Here is a 22,785-nt window from a genome sequence, read left to right as displayed (position 1 = left end):
CTACGGCCCCGTCAGCTTGTTTTTACTTAATCTTTCATGCCCGCCACGGCGGACGCCGCGCCGACCACGCCCGCGTGCTCACCCAACTCGGCGGCGTGAAGGGAAATCCCGTCGCCCCAATAGACGGGCATCACGATCCGGCGGAGGTGCCCGCCGATTCGCTCCAGCAGGAAATCGCCCTGGGCGGTAATGGCTCCCGCCAGCAGAAAACGGCGGGTGTTGAGCGTGTGCGCCAGATTGGCGAGGCCCACCGCGATCCGCTCCGCATACCGGCCGACCAGATCGAGCGCCTGCCCGTTCCCCGACCGGGCTTCCGCGAACAGCTGTCTCGGGTCCCGGATCCAGAGGTCCGGAGCTTCTTGTTCGCGCATCAACGTTTTAAGCCCGGTTACGGAGGCGTAGTTCTCCCAGCAGCCGCGGTTGCCGCAGGTGCAGGGGAGGCCGTCCATAGCGACGATATGGTGGCCGAAGCCGCCCGCATACCCGTCGTCCCCCGGAAACATGGCGCCGTCCCTCACGATACAGCCTCCAATTCCCGTGCCGAGGGCGACGCATACGAAGCTCGGGAGTCCCTGCGCGGCCCCCATCCATTGTTCTCCCCGCGCGATGGCGTGCACGTCGTTCATCACCGCGACCGGAAGGCCGGTCTCCCGTTCAAGCCGTTCGCGCAGCGGCGTGCCCGTCCAGCCGGGCAGATGCTCCGTCGCATAGGCGACCGCGCCGGACGCATCGACCGTCCCGGCCGTCCCGACGCCGACGCCCAGCAGCTCCATTCCCTCCTGCGCGGCGGTCCGGCGGTGCTCCGCGATCAGGCCGGACAGCTTCGCCAGGAGGGCGTCTCTGCCCTGCGCCGCCTCCGTCGGCACGGTGCGGAAGTGCCGGACGCCGCCGTCCGTGCCGATCAGCGCCGACTTGATGCCGGTGCCGCCGAGATCGATGCCGATCGCTCCGCGCGTCCGGTTCATCGGCCGTCACGGGCCGATCCGGCCCCCCGTATGGCGCGGGCGAACTGTTCCGTCAACGTGTGCGGGCGGGTGATCGCCGTGCCGACGACAACGGCGTAGGCCCCGGCCCGGAAGGCTTCGGCGGCCTCCCCGGGGGAGTGGATCCGGCCCTCGGCGATGACCGGAACCCGCACAGCGGCGGCCAGTTCCGCCATCAGCCGGAAGTCCGGCCCGTCGCTCTTCGGGCTGTAAGGCGTATAGCCGGACAGCGTCGTGGAGATTAGATCGAAGCCGAGCGCGGCCGCGGCGATCCCTTCTTCCACGGTCGAAACATCGGCCATCAGGAGCCGGCCCGGCTGCCTCCGGATGCCGGACACCAGCCCTTCCAGCGTTTCCCCTCCGGGCCGTTCCCGCCCCGTGGCATCCACGGCGACGATGTCGGCGCCGGCTGCAAAAATCAGCTCCGCATCGGACAGGCAGGGCGTAATGTAGACGTCCGAGCCCGGATAGCTCCGCTTCCAGATCCCGATGACCGGCAGGCCGCACCCTTCTTTAATCGCCGTCACATCCTGCGGCGAGTTGGCCCGGATGGCCGCTGCCCCTCCGTCCTTGGCGGCGTTGGCCATGGCCGCCATGATATGGCTGCCGTACAGCGCCTCGCCGGGATAGGCTTGACAGGATACGATCAGCTGTCCTTTCAACTGCTCCAGTAGTTTCTCCATACTCCGTTCCCTGGCTCCTTTACTTGAATTCCGAAAAAAATAAAACGCATACATGTAGCTATTTCCCAGTATAAAAACATATACCTTACATGTAAAGAAAATAATTTTCGTATTTTACGGATATTTAGAAAAAAATAAACAAAATCATTTACAAGACGATTTTGTTCTGCTAGTTTAGTACACAAGAAACAGCCAAAACCACATATAAGGAGGAAGTACAGGATGGAGTCTTTTGACGTCATAGTGATGGGCGGTGGCATCTCCGGGACGATGGCCGCGGTAGCGGCGGCCAAATCGGGCGCCAAGACGCTGATCGTGGAGTCGCAGGGGTATTTGGGGGGCACCTTGACCGCCAACGGCGTCGGTCCGATGATGACCTTTCACGCCGGGGAGAAGCAGGCCATTCAAGGTTTAACCGACGAGCTGATCGAAAGGCTGAAGAGGGAGGGGAAATCGCCGGGGCATATTTTCGATACGGTCGGATTTACGTACTCGGTCACTCCGTTCGATGCCGAAGCGATGAAGGTGGAGCTGGAATCCATGGTTCTGGAGAACGGGGGCCAAATCCTGTACCACACGATGCTCGCGGAGGTGCATACGGAGGAAGGGCGGGTTACCGGCATTACGGTCTGCAATAAATCCGGGTTGAGCCGTTTGTCCGCCAAAGTGTTTATCGATGCGACCGGGGACGGCGATTTATCGGTTCGCGCGGGAGCGGCTTTTACGAAGGGGCGGGAGAGCGACGGGGCTGCCCAGCCGATGACGCTGAAAATGAAGATGATCAATGTCGACATCGCCAAGGTCAAGGAGTACATTCATGCCCATCCGGAGGATTTCCCGCTGTACAACGGCGATACCTCGATCATCGAGAAGGCGCCGAGACTGTCGACCGCCGGCTTTGTCAGCTTGTTCAAGAAGGCGAAGGAACGCGGCGAAATCTCCATTCCGCGGGAAGATATCCTGTTCTTCGAGACGAATACCCCCGGCGAAGTGATTCTGAATACGACGCGCATCCTCGGCCATGACGGAACGGACGCCTGGAGCCTCAGCCGGGCCGAAACGGAAGGGCGGAAGCAGTGCAGGGAACTGGAGCGTTTCGTGAAAAAATACATTCCCGGTTTTGAAAACGCTACCGTGGAATCGACCGGTCCTTCCATCGGAGTCCGTGGCTCCCGGCAGATTGTCGGGCTTTACACGCTGACGGCCGCCGATATTTTGTCGCAGAAGAAGTTTGAAGATACGATCGCCCACTCCGGCTATCCGATCGACATCCACAGCCCGGACGGCGAAGGGACCAAGCATGAGAAGCTGGAATGGGGCGGCATGTACAGCATTCCGTATCGTTGTCTTGTCACCCCTGCGCTTAGGAATGTCATCGTTATCGGCCGGTGTCTCTCCGCTACATTCGAAGCTCAGGCGGCGGTCAGAACGACGCCGACGACCGGGGCCATCGGGCATGCGGGCGGGGTCGCGGCCGCGCAGGCGGCGTTGGGGAACCTGGATGTCCAGCAGGTCGACGTGGCCAAGGTGCAAAGCGTGCTGAAGGAGCAGGGCGCATATCTGGAGGTTTAATCTGACAGCGGAACGCTGGAAGTGGAACGCTGGAAGCCGCGACAAGCAACACGGCAGTTCAATTCATGTAGTTTTAATTTGAACGGTAAAGGGGACTTGAACATGAGTTCAATCATGTGGGTACAGGCAATTGGCATTTTACTCGTATTTCTTCTTTTTGCGGGGCTGATGATGACGCGGAAGCTGCCGACGATTCTGGCGCTGCCGAGCATGGCGATTTTGTTTGCGCTCATTGCGGGCGTGCCTTGGTCTTCCGGGAATCCCGAAACGGCGACCCTTAGCGGTACGATTCTGGCCCAGGGGTCGATGCGGCTGTCCACGGCGATCGCCGGATTGATCTTCGGCGCCTGGTTCGGACAAATCCTGAATAAAGTCGGGGTTACCAAAGCGATCATCCGCAAGGCCGCCGAACTGGCCGGGGATAAGCCGGTGCTGATCGCGCTGCTGTTCTTCGTGACGGCTTCGGTGATCTTTTCCGCGGCGAGCGGTCTGGGGATGGTCATCCTCGTAGGGACGATCATTATTCCGATTATGCTGACCGCCGGCATCAGCCAGTTTTTGGCTTCCGTCGTCCTGCTGTCCGCCGTCGGCGTCGGCGTGCTGTTCAACGTTTCCAACTGGGCGGTTTACGTGGATGTCATGGGGCTGCCGGTTTCGACCGTGGCCGACTACACGTTGATCGCCGCCCTCCCGCTGATCGTCATCAGCATGATCATGATCGTATTTTACGCCCGCCGCGACGGGCGCGGCCGTAAAGCATGGGCGATGCCGGCCACCTCGCCGTCCGCGGACGGCCGAAAAGTACCGGCGATCGCGCTGATCAGCCCGCTGGTCCCCGTCATTATGGTGTTCGCCTTCAAGATGGATATCGTACCCGCCGTTATTATCGGCGCGGTGGCGACGCTGATCTTGTCCTGGCCGAAGCGTCCGGTGCATGTGCTGTCCAGCTCCTTGGTCGAAGGGATTCAGGACGTGGCCGGAGCCTTGGGGCTCATGATCGGGATCGGTATGCTGGTCAACGCCGTCATGGCGCCGCAGGTGACGGCGATTATTTCGCCGCTGATCGAAGCGGTGCTGCCGAACAGCCCGCTTATGTACATTTTGTTCTTCACCATTTTGTCGCCGCTGGCGATTTATCGCGGTCCATTGAACGTATGGGGACTGGGCAGCGGCATCGCCGCACTGTTCGTCGGGGCTGGCATGACGCCGATCGCGGCCATGCTGGCGCTGCGGGTGGTCAGCAATGTGCAGTCCGTCTCCGATCCGACCAACTCCCATAACGTTTGGGTGGCCGATTTTACGAAGAGCGACATTAACGACATTTTGAAACGGACTCTGCCTTGGATGGTAACGGCCGTGTTGATTTCGATGATCTGGGGTGCGCTTGTCGTCTTTTAAGCAGGGGAACGGCACGGTTTTAGAGAGATAGGAGGGAGCTATGAAATGGGCAGAAAAGTAAGGGTCGGCATCGATGTCGGCGGTACGTTTACCGATGCGGTCGTGCTGGATAACGAAACGTTTGAAATTGTTGAAAAAATGAAAATTCCGACCACGCACCATGATGAGGACGGCGTGGCCAAAGGGATCGTGCAAATTTTGCAGACGATCCTGGAGAGCAAAGGAATCGCTCCCGAGGACGTGGCCTTCATCGCTCACGGAACGACGCAGGCGACGAACGCTTTGCTGGAAGGGGATGTCGCCAAAGTCGGCATCCTCGGCATGGGCTCGGGAATGGACGGATTGAGCGCGCGCAGCGAGTCCAATCCGGGCCAAATCGAGCTCGCGCCCGGCAAAAATCTGCAAACCTACCATACGTACCTGGACTCCAAAAATCTGAAGGATGAGGCCGTGGAACAGGGTTTGCAGGATTTGCTTTCCCAAGGAGCGGAGGTCATCGTCGCTTCGGAGGCGTACAGCGTGGACGATCCGGCCAACGAGCTGCGTGTCGTCGACGCGGCCCAGCGGCGCGGCGTGTTCGCGACCGGCGGACACGAAATCTCGCAGCTGTACGGGCTGCGGACACGGACGCGCACGGCGGTCGTCAACGCCAGTCTCATCCCGAAGATGATGGAGACGGCCAACATGACCGAAAAATCGGTGAAGAACGCGAATATCTCCTCACAGCTGATGATCATGCGCTGTGACGGCGGGGTGATGAGCATCGACGAGGTGCGGAAGCGCCCGATATTGACGATGCTCTCCGGGTTGGCCGCGGGCGTGGCCGGAGCGCTGATGTACGAGAAAATTTCCGACGGCATTTTCTTTGAAGTAGGCGGCACGAGCGTGGACATCTCGGTCATCAAGAACGGCAAGGTCATGATTCAGAACGCGCAGGTCGGGGGCCACCGCACCTATCTGCAATCCCTCGATGTCCGGACCTTGGGCATCGCCGGCGGCAGCATGATCCGGGTGGCCGGCGGCAAGATCGTCGACGTGGGCCCGCGTAGCGCCCATATCGCCGGCAAAGCCTACGAATGTTTCGCCGATCCGGCCCAATTGCGGGATGCGGGGGTCTTGTTCATCAGCCCGCGCGAAGGGGACGCCCCCGAATACGCCATCGTGAAAGGCGGAAACGGCGAGGAATTCTCCTTCACCCTGGCGGGAGCGGCCAACCTGCTCGGCTATGTGCCGGAAGGGGACTATGCCTACGCCGGGAAGGAGAGCGCCCGGTTGGCCTGGGACGCCCTGGGCGCGCACCTTGGCATGACCGGGGAAGCTGCGGCCCGCCAGGTCTTGGACATCGCGATCGACAAAACGATGAAAACGGTCAATGAAATGATCGCGGACTATGAACTGGACCGTTCCTTCGTCACCCTGGTCGGCGGAGGCGGGAGCGGAGCCGTCCTCGTGCCGGCCATGGCCGAGAAGGAGCGGATGAAATGGCAGATCGCCAAGAACGCGCCTTATATCTCGACGATCGGGGTCGCGCTGGCCATGGTCAAGGAGCAGATCGAACGGACGGTCATCAACCCGACGGAGGACGATATCAAGCGGATTCGCAGCGATGTGATGGATAAAATCGTCCAGTCCGGCGCGAGCGAAGAAACCGTGGAGATTACGATTGAAATCGATAACCAGAAGAATATTTTGCGCGCGATCGCGACCGGTTCGACGGAGCTCCGGTCCAAGGATTTGGGACAGGCGGCCCTGTCCGAAGAGGAAATGCGGAGTATCGCGGCAAGCTCCGTGGACGCGCCGGTCGATTCCATGAGACTGGCCGCCCAGACGGGGAGATGGCACTTGTTCGCCAGCGAAGAAATCCGCAAATCCTTCTTCGGCCTCCTCAAGAAGAAACGCACCTCCGTGAGCGTGGTCGACCGGGAGGGCGTGGTCCGGTTCAAGCAGGCCGGCGTCCATTACGGCCGGTTTGCCAAGAAGGAGCGGCACGAAGGGTTCGTCGCCTTCTTGGATGAGCATACGATTTATTCCGACGCCAACGCGACGATCCCGAAGGTGTTCCTGTTTTTCCGGGAGAAGATGCTTGACTTGACGGGGATGCAGACCAAAGAGCAGCTGCTGTCCATTGTGGATCTGGAGACGGAAATGCTGGGCGAAGAGGAGGTCTGGCTGGCGGTGGCGTATCAATAACGGTTGAAAGCGGAAGGAGGTTGATTCTCATGACGAACGTACGGGAAAAGGAGCGGATCTTTGACCTCCGCGGCTTGGAGCTGGATGACGAGGTGCTGGCTCTGGCCGAACTGGAAAGGGACCCGGTTTTTCATAAAATCGAACCCGGCATGTACGGTTATTATCTCTCCGGGTCCCTAGGGATGGGACGGGAAGCGGCGGGGCGGCTGCGGGGGCAGCAGATCCGGGCCCTCCTGGAGGACGCGGGCGTCCGTTTTCGCTTGGCGGAGTCGGCGGGCGCGGGGGCTTTCAAGGTGGCGCTGCGGGCGCAGCTGGACTGGAGCGGAAAGGTTCCGGAGATCACCGTCTACCGGGAATCCATGCACCAGCTTCACATGGCGGCCGCGGCAGCGGACGGGGCGCTGGGTCCCGTGACCTTCGAGCGGATCGTGGACATCCATCTGGCGCATGAGTACTATCATCTGCTGGAATACCGCAGCGGACGGTTTACGAACGAGCTTCTGGAGCCGGTGGAATGCCTGAGAATCGGCCCCTTCCGCCGTAAGGCCACGGTGCTGCAGACGAGCGAGATCGCGGCGCACGCTTTTTGCAAGGAACTGCTCGGGCTCCCGTACCTGCCCAGTTTGCTGGATAATATATATCTCATGCAGACCGAACGAATGGAAATGGAGCGGTTTGTGGAAAATGTGAAAAAGTGGAAGAAGATTTTGGGCGAGAGTGGACTCCATATGCTATAATAAGTAAATCGTTTACTGCGATAGATCGTTTCTTCGGAACGGTTGAATCGCAAAATGCAGGAGGACATATCATGGCTTCGCAAGTACCCGCGGTGATTGCAAAAATCATTTCGCTCAAACAGAAGTTTACCTACGGCGAAAACCAGATCGCTCAATTCGTCATTCATCATTCCGAATTTATTACCCAGCATACGATTACGGCGCTTGCCAATGAGATCGGCGTTTCGGAGACAAGCATCAACCGTTTTTGCAAAAAGATCGGGTTTAAGGGCTTTAACGATTTCAAGATCGCCATCGCCCAGGATACGTTTTACCGGGAAATGCAGACGCGTAAAAAAGAACGCCGCGAAATCACGCCCATCGACGGACTGGCGCTCGATTACAACGAGCTGGTCGTCAACACCTCCGCGATGATCTCCGAGGAGACGCTGCTCGGTGTCGCGGAGATGCTGAAGCAGGCCAGGCGAATCCATATTTTCGGCATCTTCGATTCCTTCCTCTCGGCCATGGCCTTGAAGAACCGCCTGACGCTGATCGGGATCAGCGCGGAAGCCAGCAGCGACAGCCGCGCGATGAAAATCGCCGCGTCCCAGGCCACGTCGGAGGACATCGTCATCGCGTTCACCCGCTCCGGCGCGACGCCCGAAATTATCGACGCGGTCTCCACGGCGCAGATGAACCAGGCGAAGACGGTGGCCATCACCTGTTACGATTCTTCCCCGGTCACCGAGGCCGCGGAGATCAACATCATCGTACCGGACAAAATGTCGGTCAGCAACAGCGCCATGATGTCGAACCATATCACTTTTCTGTTTGTGGTCGACGCCGTCATGAGCCTGCTCATTTCCTCGGACAAATCTTACCTGAAGAAGAAGCTGGACAGCGAGGGCATCATCTCCAGCCGGCCTTCGGTAACGGAGTATTATTGATCGTCAATCAAAAAGCGGCTTGCCTCATCGGCAGGCCGCTTTTTGATTGAACTCAATCCATTAACGGAAATCCCTCCCGTTAAATTGGCTCGTTTCGGCGATACCGCACCATTTAGCCACTGGCGTTGCATTGAAACGGATATGGGTGCCGCCTATCCGCAATCTTTCTTGCCGCCTGGTATAATAGCGGAATTTTGGGCTGTTATTTCGACCCGATTTGCGTTTTCGGGAAAAATAGCGGCCAAAAAGGGCCTTATTTCACTGATGCGGGTCCAAAAATCAGGTTTCGGCCCACTTTTCCCTAAAATAAGGCCCCAAAAGAACCCTATTTCTCACCGAAGGGACGAATTCGACAAAATAAGGCCGCAAATGGCCCTTATCCACCCGCCCGGCTTCAAAGGGAGGCGATTACGGCCATTAGACCCTTCGGGTTAAGGCAACGCTAGCACCATTTAGCCGGAATTTCTCTGCTAATCCGGCCTCAAATGGGCGATAAGAGCCTCTGCCCCGAGATTAGCTGGAGGTTTTCCCGCTAATTGCTAACCGTGGGCGGCAAGGGCGAATTAACGGGAGGTTTTCCATCTAAGTGATAGCGCCGGCTATTGTTCCGGTTAGCGGACAGGTGGCCAGGTGGTCTGGTGGAGTAATCTAAAAGGAATTTCCGGAACTTCCGGAATTTCCCCACCCTACCAGACATGAACGGACAGCATATTCCAATAGAACAGGAACGCCGTATAGGCGATGCATCCGGCGGCAAGCGCGCATCTGCCGAGCGCGGCGCCGTTTTTCTTGCCGGGGCGGATGCCGTCCCGCCATAGCAGGTGAACGGCGATCATCGCGGCCGCCAGCGGCAGGGAGGAGATGCCCCAGGCAAACCAGCCCGGATAACCGTACGTAATTTCGGCGTTACCATATACCATTTGTACGACCAGAAAAATGGACATCAGCAGCGTGATGGCGGTTATGTGCATGGAAACGGGCTTTTTTGTTCTCCGGAATAAGCGAACGACGTAACGAACAAGCCAGACGGCCAGCAGGGCGATGAACAGCAGTCCCGAGCCGGCGTAGACGGCGAGCAGGAAGACCGGCCGATGCAGGAGGCCGGGCCGTTCCTCCATCGTAATTTCCTGCGGGATGGTCATGTGCCAACCGTGATCCCCTTGTTCAAACCATAGCTTTCCTCCGCCGCCTTCCTCCTGGAACAGGCCTTCCGCGATCGGTACGTAGCTTAACTCCTTGCGCTCACCCGTCCCGTCGGGGAATACGCCCGCCAGGATCAGCCGGCCATCGGCGGCCGTCACCTCGAAATCCTTGCCTCCGAGAAAATAAAGCCATTTGCCCCATCCCCGCTTGGGAGCGACCGAGATGGAATAAGTCCCTTCGTACGGCTGTAATTGCTCTCGGGTATAGGGCAGCGCTCGGCCTGTTTTCTCCGGTCCGGCGATCAGCCCGGTAAGGGTTTCTTCGATTTTTTGACCCATCGGCGTGGATCCTTCGATCACCGCATTGCTGACTACCAGGATGCCAAGCCGTTTCGCGGGGATCAGCAGCATTCTGGCGTGAAAGCCGTCCACGTCTCCGGTATGAGACAGCGTCTCGATTCCGCCGGCCAAACGTCCCCGGTAAAAACCGTAGCCCATCCCGGGCAAATCCGGATGTTCGGCGAACTGCTGCTCATGCATGGTTTTAATAGTGGAAGGCTTCAGAATCGACTTACCTTGATATCGCCCGTCATTCAGCTGGGCGATCATAAAATGGGCGAACTCATTCGGCGTGACACTAAGACCACCGGCACCGGGTATACTCAAGAAAGTATAAGGGACCTCTTCATAATGTCCGTTCGTATACGTGTACGATTTGGCCAACTGCGGGTTATTTTCGGGTACGGTCAGATTTGCGCTGGGCATATCCAGCGGCGTAAATACATGCTTGGACATATATGCATTAAGGTCGGCAACCGAGTTCTGTTCGATCAGATTCCCCACCAGTCCGAGCCCGGCGTTGCTGTAAGCGTATTGTTCGCCGGGCTCCCGCACGGGGGGCTGGTCTTGGAAGTATTGGCGCAAAAATGCTTCCGCCGACAACTGGCTTGATCTGGAGAGCGCGTTGATTTCGTAGACCGTTTCATCCAATCCGGCGGTGTGGGTCAGCAGATGGTGCAGAGTTATCGGATTTTTTCCGAAAACGGGCACGTTGTAGCCGGTTAGAAACCGATTGATGTCGTCGTGAAGCGTCAGCTTCCCTTGCTCGACCAACTGCATAGCGGCGGTGGCGGTCACCGTTTTCGTAATCGAGCCTACCCGCATAAGCGTTTCCGCGGGATCGACAGGCCGCTTGTTGTTCACATCGGCATAGCCGTACCCCTTGCTGAACAAGATGCGTTCCCCTTGGGTAACAACTACCGCCGTCCCATGGATATGCCCCTTGCGGATTTCCTCTTCCATCAGAGGATCGAGGAGTTGTTCCGCCCGCTCCGCCGTGATGGAGAAGTCGGACGAGCCTGCCGCCGCCGCTTGGGCGGACGGAAGGGAATGAAGCAAAGGGAGGCCGAGAGAGAGGAGCAGCAGAATAGTGATTGTCTTTTTCATATAAGAACCTCCGGCGGTATCAATTTGGACAGTAAAAACATCTATTCCAGCATACCGCCGCACTCTTTCGTCGAACTATCGCAAATCTTAAATCCATCTTAAAAATACCGGAAATTAGGCCGGAAAGTGCTAAACTAAAGAAATCGGGGATGGATGATATCACAATTGCCGATGAGAAGGACGGGGGAGCGGAATTTGATGAGTAAGACGATACTGCTGGCGGACGATGATCCGGATATCGTTGCGCTGTTGAAACTTTTTTTGGAAAAGGAAGATCTGGTCGTTATAGAAGCCTATAATGGCGCGCAGGCGTGGACATGTATCCGGGAGCGCCGGATCGATCTGGCGGTCATTGACATCATGATGCCCGGACTCGACGGCATTCAACTGCTCAAGCAGCTGCGCACGAACTATAAGATGCCGGTCATCATGATTTCGGCGAAAAGCCAGGACAGCGATAAAATTCTCGGCCTGCAATTGGGAGCCGATGATTTTTTGGCAAAGCCCTTTAATCCGCTGGAGGCGGTAGCCCGTGTACAGGCCATGCTCAGACGGACCTATGAGTTCAATGAGCCGCCGGCGGAACCTCCGATCGAGGAAATCGGGTCGGAGTCTGTAACCATCGGGGAACTGCGGCTGTGCAGCCGGAATTGTGCCCTGTATAAGCAGGGGGAGGAAATTCCGTTAACCGCCATTGAATATAAGCTGCTGAAGGCATTTATGGATGCTCCGGGCCGGGTTTTTACGAAAAAGCAGCTGTTTGAGCAGGCCTGGTCCGACTATTATTATGAGGACGCCAATACGATCATGGTGCATATCTCCCGGCTGCGGGATAAGATTGAGGACAATCCACGGCAACCGGCCTATATCCGGACGATTCGCGGCTTAGGTTACAAGTTCGCCAGGAAAGAGGATTTCTCGTGAAGAAAAACACCCTGTTCCGCCGGTTGGTGAAAACCCATATTTTTTTCGCCTGCACTTTAGTCATGTCTCTTGTCGTCCTGCTGACATTTGCGATTGATACGGAGCGGGAAACGATCGAGATCGGCGTGTCCGAGCTGTTGCTGCTGCTGTTTATGTTCGGTGCCAATATCACGGTTTACAGCTTGTGGACGGCGAAGCGGATTACCGGACCTTTGGAGCAAATCGCGGGAGCGATGGGGGAGATGGGGCAAGGGCGGTATGAAGAACGGCTTGCTATTCAGGCGACGGATGAGTTTGCGCTTGTTGAGAAGTATTTTAATAAGATGGCCGAGTCCCTGCAGCAGGCGGAGACGGAGAACCGCAAACTGCAGGAGAGCAAGCGCCGGATGCTTGTCGATCTGTCCCATGATTTGAAGACGCCCATCACTTCCATTCAAGGGTATGCCAAAGCGCTTCAACTGGGATTGTTTGACGATGAGGCGGACCGAATGAAGGCGTTACAGTTGATTTACAACAAGTCGATCCAGGTCGCCGCATTGATCGACGACATTTTCGAATTGTCCAAGCTGGACAGCCCTGACTTTCCGCTGCGAGCCGCTCCGGGCGATCTGGCCGAGCTGCTGAGAGAGACCGTGGCCGATGGTTATGATCAATTTGAAAAACGCGGGTTTTCCTTGAACCTGGACATTCCGACGCGTCCCGTAACGGTGAAGTATGAAGCCGGATTAATACGCAGAGCGATCTCCAATCTGTTATCCAATGCCCTCCGCTATAACCCGCCGGGGACGGAAGTCACCGTACGTCTGACGGATGCGGGACCTGCCGTGAAGCTAGCCGTGATCGATAACGGGGTCGGGATTTCCGATGCTTTGAAAGCCGTGATCTTCGATCCTTTCGTACGGGGAGATTCGTCCCGGCAAGGGGATGGGGGAACCGGGCTCGGCTTGTCGATTACCAAGCAAATAATGGAGCGGCATGGCGGCGAATTGCGTCTGGATAACGGGAACGGACAAACCTCGTTTGAACTCGTACTGTACCGCCGTTAATAAGGTGCGTGCCTAGCGCACTTTCCAACACACTTCCCACTGCAAAAAGATGCAAAACTGCAGGTATTTTAGACCGATTCACGAGTGGATGCGAGAAAAGATGCAAATTTGCAGGGATTTTATGTGTCCAGGTCGTCTAATGAGGCACTGCATTCTTTCTCATTCTTTCGAATGCAACCCGACGCCCGACACCCGGTCCCCAACAAAAAGAGCCCGGTTCCCCACTTAGGGAACCGGGCTCTTTTGTGCTGTTCATCCGGGAATAAGATCATTAAAGGGACAGTTTTTTGCAAAAAAGGTTCAGCAATACGGCGGCTTCTTGCCGCAACAGGGGTTGCTTGGACCGGTAGTCGATGCCGTCAGAGTCCTTGGTGACTTCCGGCCCGTACATGCCATGATTCACAATATACTGTACCGCCTCCATGGCCCAAGGGTCCGTCTTCCCAAGTAATTTTACGTCCGAGGAATTCGACGTATTCACTCCGGCTGTCATCGCGGCTCTCCAAATCAGGATCGCGGCTTCCTGACGTGAAATGATTTGGCTAGTATTGTAAGCCTGGTTACTTTTTGCGTTTCCTTGAACAAACCCAAGGTCCATGGCTCTTTGCACAAACCCCAGGTAAGGAGCATCTCCGGCTTCCCCCGTCAGCGTTGTTGTTTTTGCCGGTGCCAGTCCTGTCATGCGCATAAGTTCGGCGATAAACTCGGCCCGGGTCATTTCTTGTTCAGGGTGAAAAACGCCATCCGCCGAAGGGTTTAAAAATCCGAGTTGATCCGCTCCATAAATCCATGGCGCATAGGGATGCTGCTTACTGACATCCGTATACTCTTTAGGCTCGGGGGCTTTTTTCGCCCAACTATCCACTTTGTTATAGTACAAATATTGCGTTCCGTTTGAATTCACTTTAATAGCGGCCTTAATCCCCTGCTCATCCTCAAACAACATCGGCTCGATTTCCCGGAGGGTATGCGATCCATAGGGATCCACAATGTTCAGCAGCCCGTCGTCGGTCACCGTAACTTGAAATACCCAAAAGGGGATTCTTAGATCTTGATAAACCCCCGTCAGCTGGCTTAGCTCCGTTTTGGACGGTTTAAGGTACGATTTTTGTTTCGGCGTTTCGGGATAGAAATGATCCATAAAGGCTGCGAAAAAGTTTTCGCGCAAATTCGTGCCGTCTCCGTTTACGACGATAAAACCGCCTACTTTCTGTTCGGGCATAAGCCACATCCAGGAGTGGTAACCCGACAAATCCCCGCCTTTGCCGATGACCGATTGACCATTATAGTTGTTGCTGTAAAAGGTTTCAAACCCGTAAGCGGTGCCAGGGATCTGCGGGTGAATCCGGTGATGGATTTGCTGCATGTTCTTCACCGATTCTTTGCTTAAAATTCGGGCGTCCGCCAGTTGTCCGCCATTGAGCTGGGCGATCATGAATTTGGCCATATCTCCCCCGGTGGAGAACATCCCCCCGTCCGGCGCCTCGGCCGGGTAGGAAAGGTATTCGGGGATCGGCTCCTTCTTCGCCGTGTAAGGGGTAGCCAAATGCTCCCGCAGTTCGGACGTCATTTGGAAGCTGCTGCTCTCCATGCCAAGCGGTTCCAGGATATGTTTTTGCACATATTGACTAAAGGGAACGCCGGACAGCCGCTCCACGATATACCCCTGTAGATTAAAGGCGTAATTGTCATACCGATAGGCTTCACCCGGATCGCGGACAATCGTCGGTACCTGTTCCTTGATAAACTGGTTGTTCGGAACCTCTTTTTCGGAAAGATTCGGACTATCCGTATAATCAAATCCGGTAGTATGCGTCAATAAATGCTCCATCGTGAGCGTTTTGCCGGTTTTGTTGGGAATTTTCAAATCGCCCAAATAAGCCTGGACATCTCCCTGCAAATCGATCTTCCCCTGTTCCACGAGCTGCATGACGGCTGTGGCCGTGAACAATTTGGAGATCGAGGCGATCCGAAAGACGGAGTTTTCCGCATCTATCGGCTTTTTGCCCCCGATATCGGCATAACCGTATCCTTTTTGAAACAGGACCTTGTCTCCCTTGACGAGAACAACCGCTGCGCCTGTTAACTGCTCTTTGTTTTGAGGCCGGTTAAAGAACTCGTCCACAAAAGCCTCCACTTGTTTGGCTTCCAATGGTACGGCCGCTTGCTGATTCGCGGTCGAGGCGGATGCTTTCGACTGAAGAGCCGAAGAGGCGATGAGCAACCCGCACATTAAGAGCGGGATCATTTTCCGAGGTTTGGATTTAAATAAAAACACTGCGATGACCTCCTGTTTTGACGATTTCTTGTGGCGAACTTGATTTAATCCGCGCGTTCAATCGGCATTAGTGTAACACCTTTTGGCTGACTTTTAACAAATTCGCGTCGATCTTAAGGTAAATGTAAGACTGGGGGAATTTCTCATTTGATATGCTTAAAGTAATTTGTCAATGGGAAGAGGATAAAAGGATGAAATCGAACCGATCAAGAGTTTTTCCGGTCATCATGATTCTAATCTTTGGGATCGTCAATATCTTTGGGCCTAACGTTAAAGTACAAGCAACTGGAGGGTTCCAAGCCTCCGCGGAGGAGACAACCCAAATCGATAAATTTGTCGAAACGATGATGGGCAAGCTCCAGCTCCCCGGGGTAGCCATTGGGGTAGTTAGAGGGGACCAGCCCCTTTATTTGAAAGGGTATGGGGTCGCAGGCCCGCAGGGTCAGCCCGTTACCGCGCAAACGCCCTTTATACTAGGCTCGAGTTCCAAGTCGTTTACGGCTTTGGCCATCATGCAGTTGGCAGAACAGGGAAAAGTGGATCTGGAAGCGCCGGTCCGGGACTATTTGCCTCAATTTGAATTGGCCGATCGTAAGGCGTCCGGTAAAATTCGGGTGAAGCAGTTGCTAAACAATAACAGCGGGTTGTCTACCTATACCGGGCGGATTGGTTTTGTCGGCACCGAGCCGACCATTGAAAAACTGATCGAGAGTTTAAAGGATGCCCCTATAAGTGAGCCCGTAGGAACAACATATCAATATTCCAATGCCAATTACGATATATTGGGCGGGATTGTTCAGAGCGTCTCGGGGATGTCTTATGCGGATTACGTCCGGAAGAATATCTTCGAGCCTCTCGATATGAAGAACAGCTTCACTTCGACATTAGCGGCCAAGAAGCAGGGTCTAGCGTCAGGTTACCAATCCTTCTTTGGGTACATGTTCCCCACGGAGCAGCCGGACAACCCTTCCATGCTCGCCTCCGCCTACCTGATTTCCAGTGCGGAAGACATGGCCCATTATCTCATGGCACAGCTTAATCATGGAAAATTCGGTGCTAGCTCAGTAGCTTCCGCCGAGAGCATCCGTCGCATGCATGAGCCTGCGGTTCCCGACCCTTCGATTAACGGATATTATGGAATGGGGTGGGAAATCGCCGATGGGGTAGTCAGGCATCAGGGCGATGTCGAGAACTTTCACTCTTCTATGGTGCTGGACGGCGACACAGGGATCATCGTATTGATTAACGCGCATGATTATCTGGTCCGCGGCGGCAAACTCGAAATGATTACGGATGGGATTCGCGATATTTTACACGGCCGCCAACCGCAGACAGATGTAGGCAGTGTTATGGGGACACACCTCATCATTGATCTTGTAGTTCTGGCTGTGGCTGTACTGCTGGGGATATCCATCATGCGTCTATTCAAGCGGAAGGGTCGTATTACGCGTACTCCGCTGCGAAACTTGTCGTCCGTCCTGTTTGTCTTAATGTTTAATTTCGCAGTTCCCGTTACAGTGCTTTACAGAGCGGGCTGTTTTGTAGCTCCATGGCGCGTGTTGTTCTCCTGGTTGCCGGGGATCGGCCCTCTTGTCTTTCTGTTATGCATCCTCGCATTAGGCATCGGTATGGTTAAATTGATCCTGTTTGCAGGGAACTTGAGAAGGGACATCAGGATCTAGTGCTAATGATGTTATTGTTATAATATCTTCTTATGCGTTTGTTGCATGGGGAGGGGAAAGAATTGAAGAAGTTAACGGTTATGCTATGTGTCATCGGCTTATTGTTTACGGGATGTTCGACATTTGCGGGCAAAAGAAAAGCCAAAGAAAACGAAATCAGCCGGTTGGCCATAAATTACGTGAAGGAAAAGTACGGGATGACGGACGCCGAAGTCATTGAAGTATCGCTGGCTTCCTCGCCAAACGGGCCTATTCCTAGTTTTAAACGGAAAATTCCGAATGAGGGCGTAGTTCGTATGAAGCAAAATGGCGAGGTTTTTAACGTATTGGTCAGTACAAACGGGGGCAAGCTCATCGGCCAAACCAACCCACTGATTGCCGATGACTATCAGGCGGCGGATATCAAACGCGGTATTGAGGAACATATCATCAGAACATACGGCGTCTCGAAACAATATCATATCCGAAAATTTGACGTGTCCAGCCTGATCGGCGAGGGGGAGAAATTGGGCTATTTTTGGATCTCCCATTATTTCAGCCATTACAATTCCGGTGACAGGTATAACAGTTATTTTACGCTCTCGCAAAAATACGAAGGGGATATCGCGAAGTTTTTGAAAGAGCAGGATTACAGCATTCAGCTGGAGATCTTTTTCAAAGGGGAAGAAAAGGATGCCCGCAACCATGCGGAGCAAAGCAAAGCGTTTTTGGACAAAATGGTCGAGATCTTCGGCAACGGCGAAAGTGAAATTCAGGTGTACGTAAATAAAGAACACAAATTTATGGACGACAAGATGCGGGACATCTTCAGACAGGCGGACGACTACGGCGAAAATATCGATCCCGTCCTTTACGGGCCGGTATATAATTTCTGCAATATTTCAGTCAGAACGTACAGCGAGGACTACATCGCTTTTAGCAAAAAGCAGTCCCCGTACACCGAACTGAAGCGAGTGGATTTTCATGGAAACCGCTACCGGTTTATTGCGGCCGATCAGGGAATCAGTCTGGCTTCGCTGGTGGAGGACGTTGATTTTGCCGACGAAACGGACTTTATCTATTCAGCCGTATCGATGGATGAGGACGATCCTCTTCGCACGGCCGACTTTAAGGAATTGGACCGCAGAGAGAAAGGGCGTTACGAATACCGCTTGCTGAATGACCGTATCTACCGGGTCGATTATGCCAAACCCGAGCAGAAGGGCGAGAAGAATTACGGGAACGATATGATAGCCGTGAGCATCGATAAAAGCCTGGTTCCGCAGCCTACGGATGACCTCCTTATCGTAGAAAAATTACAAGACGGAAGTCTGGCCGTGAACTATTACAACGAATATGTTACGGAAAGTGAGGACTCGCTGATCGGCGAAGTGCTGGTGGGGAAAGATTTCGCTGTGGTGCGCAGGACCAAGATAGAGTAGGGGGAGGGCCGGTTTTTATCCGGCCTGATCCGGAAGCAGATCCATATTCCACAACGCCTTCTTATACAGTAGGGAACTGTGCGACATCAGATTATGGAGGGGCAAAAGCGTATAACTGGCTGAAATGCCCGGCTTTTTTTGGGAAAAATAAGCCCCGCACAAATACCCCACATTAAATTCGTTCCAGCTTCGATAGGTTTTTTGCAGCATACCGGCTGCTTTCAGCTTGATTTCCCACGCTTCATTCTTCGTCAAAAACGATAAAGCCAATCCGACACGGGCCAGAAGGATGGCCCAGGCTCCATCATACGCCACGACATTTCCGGAAGGGAGCTGGTGCAGGCATTTATGCACGACCCCCCATTTTTCAAAATCCGCCTCATCTTTCACAGACTCAAGAAACCGGCTTCTTCCTTGTTCCGTCAGCGCGGCCAAACAGGCATGTTTGCGGTTGTAATCGGCCCGGACTCCGTCCCTGAGCAGCCAGTCGATTTTTGACTTTAATTCGGAGGCGTTCGTAATTCCCCATTGCTCCAACGTGTGTTTGATCAGACCTTTACGAATATAACGATCGATGACCCCGAATTCGTAGGCCACATAATAGTTATTGAGCATCCATTCCTCGCTGCAGGCCGAAATACAGCGAAAATACAACTCCAGCCGCCTGCGTTTCCTGAAACTATAGTGTTTTAACATGCTTGCCGAATCCTCCTTGGTCAGGTACAAAGCAATTTGAGCGTTCGCAAAGTCTTCCAAGCGCTCACGCCAAGTATGAGATAGAGTACGGTCATGAATCCCGGCGGATGGAACAGAAGTTGGACGGCCCAAAAAACGATGAGATACAGCCAGCTTAATCGAAGGAAGATGACGCCGCAGGTAAAGCTGAAGAATTTAATAACGTTTTTTCTCGACAGCTTGTAATAGGGATTATATTTTTGAGAGAAGAGATGCTTGTTCCACAAACTTTGCCCCAGAGAAGCATCAAAAAGGAAATGAACATAACCCGTGGAGTTTACTTTAGTCTCCGCATTTTCCTTCCAGATTTCCTCGAGGCGTCCCCATTCCAGCTTGGAGGCAAGGGAAACGCTCCAAATATCTTTATCCAGACCGTGATACTCCCGAAGCAATTCGCACTCCCGGATCGCTTCATTATACATCTGCTCTTCGTAATAAATTTGTGCCTTCAGCAGATGGGCCTCATAATCTTCCGGCTTCAGCGCAAGAAGATCGTCCAAGCTGGCGAGGGCCTCTTCCGTATTGCCGACTCTCCTAAAATATTTAGCTCTCATTAACTGCAAATCCGGATCATCTTGAAAGAGATGATGGGCTTCGGCCAAGACGTCCGCGGCTTCTTCCGGTCGATCTTCCATTAACATCGATTGGGCCTGTTGCCTCAGCGTGAGATAATGTTCGATGTCGAAATGAAGCTCCCTGTTGGCAAAGCACTCGTAATTTAGCGCAGTGGCCCCGTAAATTTGCCTGATTATAAACTCAATCCAGGGTTCGTCATAAATTTCAAGCAAATATTCCTTGTCTTCAACCAAATGAAAGGATCTATCAAGGATTTGCCATACCTCATGCGGTAGATTATGATGCTTTTCCAAAAATAACATCAGTACGTTCAAGCGTTCTTCCTGATATTCGACTTTCCACAAAAAATCATCCGCCATCAACGCGTTCCATTCTTGAGGATCGATCCGACGCGTGAAATCACTATACAACTCTTTCATTTGCCGAAAAAATAGTTGGACCTCGTTCAACGCCTGATGCGGCGCCACATCTACCCAACGGTATGTACTTCTATATCTAATTTCCTCGTTTATGTCGCCGCCGGCAGCAACCACATCAATCTCAATTTCATCCTTAATTTCATCCTTATATTCATAGTCATGTTCTTTTTCTTTTTTCTGTTCCTCTTCGATGGCTGCCTTCATGGCCCGGTCGAAAGCTTCCCTAAGTTTTTGATAGCCCTGCGGGTCATCTTCCGGATGATGTATTTTCAAAAGCTTCGCGTATGCCCGTTTGATCGCGGACTTATCGCCGGTCGGCTCGATCCCGAGAGTTTGCCAAAAGTTCATTAAGCTTGCAATCCTCCTATCTCGTAGATACGGACTAAATCCACGCCCATATGCCATAATTCGACAAATTTATTAGTTTTTCCTTCATTAAGATGAAAAAAGCGAGTCCCATTCAGGAAATACTCTAGTGAACGGGGCTTGGTAAGAATAAGGAACTGAAACGACCGTTAGGTCAGAAGGGAAGTGACGGATCGTGATTCGTGATTCGTGATTTCCGACGGACCTCCTGGTTCTAACGGAAACTATAGCCGCTATTTCGGCATTTTGGGGCGAATTGAAATTCTAACGGAAGCCATAGCCGCTATTTCGGCACAATGAGGCTAGATTGGAGGCAAAGAGGTCGAATAGGCGCTACTATTTCCGTTAGAATTCGGAAGGAGCCATTTTTGGCAAAATAGCGGCTATGATGTCCGTTAGAGCGGAGGTGGAAGGGGCGGCTCATGATTGATGATTCGTGATTCACGATTCCCGACGGCCCTCCTGGCTCTAACGGAAGCCATAGCTGCTATTTATATCAGTTCGGTGCAAGCCGTCAACAGATTAAAGGGAGCGGCCGCTCCCTCTACGGGACGATTTCCCCCTCGACCGTCACTACGCCCCGGACCGGTTCCTGCGGGTTTTGCGGTGCGTGATCCGGCGCTTTTTCCCGCGTTGAATCCGCCGGAGGAGACGGCTGGACCGGTGTGGGCTCTACGGGAACCTGATTCTCGGGTGCGGGCCCAGCGGGAGCCTGATTCTCCGGCGTGGGTTCGGGTTCGGGCCCGGGCCCCGGCTCCGAATTTTGAAGCGGCGCCTTCAACGCCAAGCCCTGGCCGCGGATCCAAAACGGGCCCGTTTCCGCCGCGATTTGCAGCCACTCGCCCGATTGTCCGGTGACTTGAACCGTTTGCGGGGACATAACCGGCCCTTTGGGGGCAAAGGCATCCGGATAGCGGTAAGTCTGAATAACCTCCGGCACATCGGCGGAAGCATCGAGCGGTTCGACGACCGTCAGCATCCCCGGCGAGGGGTGGATCCAGCCGCTTCCTTCGGCCGCGCCTACCTGCACCCAGTCCCCCTTGCGGGCGGTAACGGTGAGCTTTTGCGGCGCGAGGGAGGCGGTGGCGGCTGCGGCGCCTCCGCCGATGTTAGGGTACAGCGGCGTGCCCGCCAGCAGGTCGATCGGCTGCTCGACGTACTGGACCTGTTGCTTCTCGAGCCAAAGGTCATAAGATTTCTTGGCCGTGTAGAGGCCCACCAGCCGATTTTCGGACCAGATTCCGCCGAATTTGCTCAGCGGAACGCTTCGTTCTCCGGCATAATCGGCGATCTCGATCGTAAATCCGGGGCGGCCAAAGGTCTGGACAAACCAGTCCTTATAGCCTCCGCCCGACGGATTTTTCTCCGGCTTCACCAGGGAATAGCCGGTAAGATTGGCGAGTACGGTGGCGATCGATTTGTCGCGGGCGACGTTTTGGCTCGGCGTTCGGTAATGCCAAAATATAATTTCGCCCGAGCTGTGATAGGAAATCGTGATCTCCGGATCGATCTGCTTGGTGAACGCCATCATCATTTGAACTTCCGGCGCTTGCGCCGGTTGTTTTCCTTTATAGTTTTGATACCAGGGGGCTGCCCCGGAATTGCGGATCGTGCTCCAGCCGGCCGGGTACTGACGGTTTAAGTCGATCCCTTCCATCGTGGCTTTCCAGCGTGCGAAATTGCTGCTGTTGCCGTTATATCGGCGCAAGGTGTTGGCCAGATTGGCCGGCAATCCGGCCGTACCTTGCTGGGCTAGGGTGACGCCGTCCGGATTGACCATAGGGACGATCCAAATCGTCACGCTGTCCAGCAGGCTGCGCTCCTCGTAACTGGAAATCGTGGTACTGGCGGTGTAGGCCTGAGCGTAGGTTTCTGACATTTTCATTAACAGCGAGGTGGTCATCCATTCCCTGGCGTGGTGCGAACCGTTCAGAAATAGGACGGATTCGCCGCGCCCCAGTTTGACCGCCCACAAATCGCGGCCATATTTTGTTTTACCGAGAGACTGGTAGGAAATAAGGTCGGGATAGGCTTCGGCCAGCCGTTCGATATCCCGCTGCATCACTTTGTAGGAATAAACCTGATTGGGGTTTACGATGCCGGTGGAAGCATACGCCGACGAGGGGAGGATAAATAGAGGAAGCAAAAGCAAAAAGCTTAGAAACGTAAAGAACCCTTTTACTAAAATCTTATTAGCCTTGGTGGGTCTCATGATGACGATGCTCTCCCCTATTCTATGTATAAATATGAAGTAACTT

Annotated in this window: 17 protein-coding genes; 10 read left to right on the top strand and 7 right to left on the bottom strand. The window is 54.4% G+C overall.

From position 1 onward, the window contains the following. Positions 1 to 26 precede the first annotated feature (26 nt). Entirely contained in the window at positions 27 to 965 is a 939-nt protein-coding gene (locus tag LBW89_RS12560; RefSeq protein ID WP_225039251.1) for an ROK family protein, read from the bottom strand. Beyond that, a complete protein-coding gene (locus tag LBW89_RS12555) occupies positions 962 to 1,666 on the bottom strand; it encodes an N-acetylmannosamine-6-phosphate 2-epimerase (protein ID WP_225039250.1) in 705 nt (234 codons plus the stop codon). Before LBW89_RS12555 ends, LBW89_RS12560 begins: the two co-directional genes overlap by 4 nt. Before the next feature lie 222 nt (positions 1,667 to 1,888). On the opposite strand from LBW89_RS12555, the gene LBW89_RS12550 reads away from it, so the two are divergent. The 6 genes from LBW89_RS12550 to LBW89_RS12525 all read left to right on the top strand — a co-directional run bounded on the left by LBW89_RS12550 (position 1,889) and on the right by LBW89_RS12525 (position 8,927). Further along, a complete protein-coding gene (locus tag LBW89_RS12550; RefSeq protein ID WP_225039249.1) occupies positions 1,889 to 3,238 on the top strand; it encodes an FAD-dependent oxidoreductase in 1,350 nt (449 codons plus the stop codon). A 102-nt stretch (positions 3,239 to 3,340) separates the two neighbouring features. Continuing rightward, complete coding sequence (locus tag LBW89_RS12545) at positions 3,341 to 4,636, top strand: citrate transporter (RefSeq protein WP_148451016.1); 1,296 nt, start codon at positions 3,341 to 3,343, stop codon at positions 4,634 to 4,636. Between the two features lie 45 nt (positions 4,637 to 4,681). Continuing rightward, the gene (locus LBW89_RS12540; RefSeq protein WP_225039248.1) at positions 4,682 to 6,826 is read left to right on the top strand and encodes a hydantoinase/oxoprolinase family protein; all 2,145 of its coding nucleotides are present in this window, start codon (positions 4,682 to 4,684) and stop codon (positions 6,824 to 6,826) included. Positions 6,827 to 6,855: 29 nt separating this feature from the next. Beyond that, the gene (locus LBW89_RS12535) at positions 6,856 to 7,563 is read left to right on the top strand and encodes a hypothetical protein (protein WP_213506785.1); all 708 of its coding nucleotides are present in this window, start codon (positions 6,856 to 6,858) and stop codon (positions 7,561 to 7,563) included. 71 nt (positions 7,564 to 7,634) lie between these two features. Further along, positions 7,635 to 8,492, top strand: coding sequence for a MurR/RpiR family transcriptional regulator (locus LBW89_RS12530; RefSeq protein ID WP_148451013.1), 858 nt, complete (start codon positions 7,635 to 7,637; stop codon positions 8,490 to 8,492). A 42-nt stretch (positions 8,493 to 8,534) separates the two neighbouring features. Beyond that, positions 8,535 to 8,927 (top strand): hypothetical protein, encoded by a 393-nt coding sequence (locus LBW89_RS12525; protein ID WP_225039247.1) that lies wholly within the window; start codon positions 8,535 to 8,537, stop codon positions 8,925 to 8,927. 251 nt (positions 8,928 to 9,178) lie between these two features. Here LBW89_RS12525 and LBW89_RS12520 read toward each other — a convergent pair whose 3' ends face one another. Then, entirely contained in the window at positions 9,179 to 11,080 is a 1,902-nt protein-coding gene (locus LBW89_RS12520; RefSeq protein ID WP_225039246.1) for a serine hydrolase domain-containing protein, read from the bottom strand. Positions 11,081 to 11,278: 198 nt separating this feature from the next. On the opposite strand from LBW89_RS12520, the gene LBW89_RS12515 reads away from it, so the two are divergent. Next, complete coding sequence (locus tag LBW89_RS12515) at positions 11,279 to 12,004, top strand: response regulator transcription factor (protein ID WP_148451011.1); 726 nt, start codon at positions 11,279 to 11,281, stop codon at positions 12,002 to 12,004. Next, positions 12,001 to 13,050 (top strand): sensor histidine kinase, encoded by a 1,050-nt coding sequence (locus tag LBW89_RS12510; RefSeq protein ID WP_225039245.1) that lies wholly within the window; start codon positions 12,001 to 12,003, stop codon positions 13,048 to 13,050. The genes LBW89_RS12515 and LBW89_RS12510 overlap by 4 nt, the downstream gene beginning before the upstream one ends. 271 nt (positions 13,051 to 13,321) lie before the next feature. Here LBW89_RS12510 and LBW89_RS12505 read toward each other — a convergent pair whose 3' ends face one another. Beyond that, entirely contained in the window at positions 13,322 to 15,328 is a 2,007-nt protein-coding gene (locus LBW89_RS12505; protein ID WP_225039244.1) for a serine hydrolase, read from the bottom strand. A gap of 191 nt (positions 15,329 to 15,519) precedes the next feature. Here LBW89_RS12505 and LBW89_RS12500 point away from each other — a divergent pair, with 191 nt between their 5' ends. Both LBW89_RS12500 and LBW89_RS12495 read left to right on the top strand, forming a co-directional pair. Next, complete coding sequence (locus tag LBW89_RS12500) at positions 15,520 to 17,010, top strand: serine hydrolase domain-containing protein (protein ID WP_225039243.1); 1,491 nt, start codon at positions 15,520 to 15,522, stop codon at positions 17,008 to 17,010. 62 nt (positions 17,011 to 17,072) lie between these two features. After that, positions 17,073 to 18,431 carry a hypothetical protein gene (locus LBW89_RS12495; RefSeq protein ID WP_225039242.1) on the top strand — a complete coding sequence of 453 codons (1,359 nt, stop codon included), beginning with the start codon at positions 17,073 to 17,075 and terminating at the stop codon, positions 18,429 to 18,431. Between the two features lie 15 nt (positions 18,432 to 18,446). Here LBW89_RS12495 and LBW89_RS12490 read toward each other — a convergent pair whose 3' ends face one another. From LBW89_RS12490 to LBW89_RS12480, 3 genes are all read right to left on the bottom strand, one after another. After that, on the bottom strand, positions 18,447 to 19,127 hold the full coding sequence (locus tag LBW89_RS12490) for a DUF1266 domain-containing protein (RefSeq protein ID WP_225039241.1): 681 nt from the start codon (positions 19,125 to 19,127) through the stop codon (positions 18,447 to 18,449). Between the two features lie 20 nt (positions 19,128 to 19,147). Beyond that, complete coding sequence (locus tag LBW89_RS12485) at positions 19,148 to 20,509, bottom strand: J domain-containing protein (RefSeq protein ID WP_225039240.1); 1,362 nt, start codon at positions 20,507 to 20,509, stop codon at positions 19,148 to 19,150. A 562-nt stretch (positions 20,510 to 21,071) separates the two neighbouring features. After that, positions 21,072 to 22,739: a M14 family metallocarboxypeptidase gene (locus tag LBW89_RS12480; protein WP_225039239.1), complete on the bottom strand. Its 1,668-nt coding sequence runs from the start codon at positions 22,737 to 22,739 to the stop codon at positions 21,072 to 21,074. Between the last annotated feature and the right edge of the window lie 46 nt (positions 22,740 to 22,785).

The sequence above is a fragment of the Paenibacillus sp. alder61 genome, assembly GCF_020179875.1.
In the GTDB taxonomy this organism is placed as follows: domain Bacteria; phylum Bacillota; class Bacilli; order Paenibacillales; family Paenibacillaceae; genus Fontibacillus; species Fontibacillus faecis.
The sequence above is the reverse complement of the archived record's forward strand: the minus strand, read 5'-3'. Positions and strand labels throughout refer to the sequence as shown.

Bases quoted from the DNA above. Each gene is read 5' to 3' on its own strand.
- LBW89_RS12560 (WP_225039251.1), bottom strand. From the start codon at position 965: ATGAACCGGACGCGCGGAGCGATCGGCATCGATCTCGGCGGCACCGGC.
- LBW89_RS12555 (WP_225039250.1), bottom strand. From the start codon at position 1,666: ATGGAGAAACTACTGGAGCAGTTGAAAGGACAGCTGATCGTATCCTGT.
- LBW89_RS12550 (WP_225039249.1), top strand. From the start codon at position 1,889: ATGGAGTCTTTTGACGTCATAGTGATGGGCGGTGGCATCTCCGGGACG.
- LBW89_RS12545 (WP_148451016.1), top strand. From the start codon at position 3,341: ATGAGTTCAATCATGTGGGTACAGGCAATTGGCATTTTACTCGTATTT.
- LBW89_RS12540 (WP_225039248.1), top strand. From the start codon at position 4,682: ATGGGCAGAAAAGTAAGGGTCGGCATCGATGTCGGCGGTACGTTTACC.
- LBW89_RS12535 (WP_213506785.1), top strand. From the start codon at position 6,856: ATGACGAACGTACGGGAAAAGGAGCGGATCTTTGACCTCCGCGGCTTG.
- LBW89_RS12530 (WP_148451013.1), top strand. From the start codon at position 7,635: ATGGCTTCGCAAGTACCCGCGGTGATTGCAAAAATCATTTCGCTCAAA.
- LBW89_RS12520 (WP_225039246.1), bottom strand. From the start codon at position 11,080: ATGAAAAAGACAATCACTATTCTGCTGCTCCTCTCTCTCGGCCTCCCT.
- LBW89_RS12515 (WP_148451011.1), top strand. From the start codon at position 11,279: ATGAGTAAGACGATACTGCTGGCGGACGATGATCCGGATATCGTTGCG.
- LBW89_RS12500 (WP_225039243.1), top strand. From the start codon at position 15,520: ATGAAATCGAACCGATCAAGAGTTTTTCCGGTCATCATGATTCTAATC.
- LBW89_RS12490 (WP_225039241.1), bottom strand. From the start codon at position 19,127: ATGTTAAAACACTATAGTTTCAGGAAACGCAGGCGGCTGGAGTTGTAT.
- LBW89_RS12485 (WP_225039240.1), bottom strand. From the start codon at position 20,509: ATGAACTTTTGGCAAACTCTCGGGATCGAGCCGACCGGCGATAAGTCC.
- LBW89_RS12480 (WP_225039239.1), bottom strand. From the start codon at position 22,739: ATGAGACCCACCAAGGCTAATAAGATTTTAGTAAAAGGGTTCTTTACG.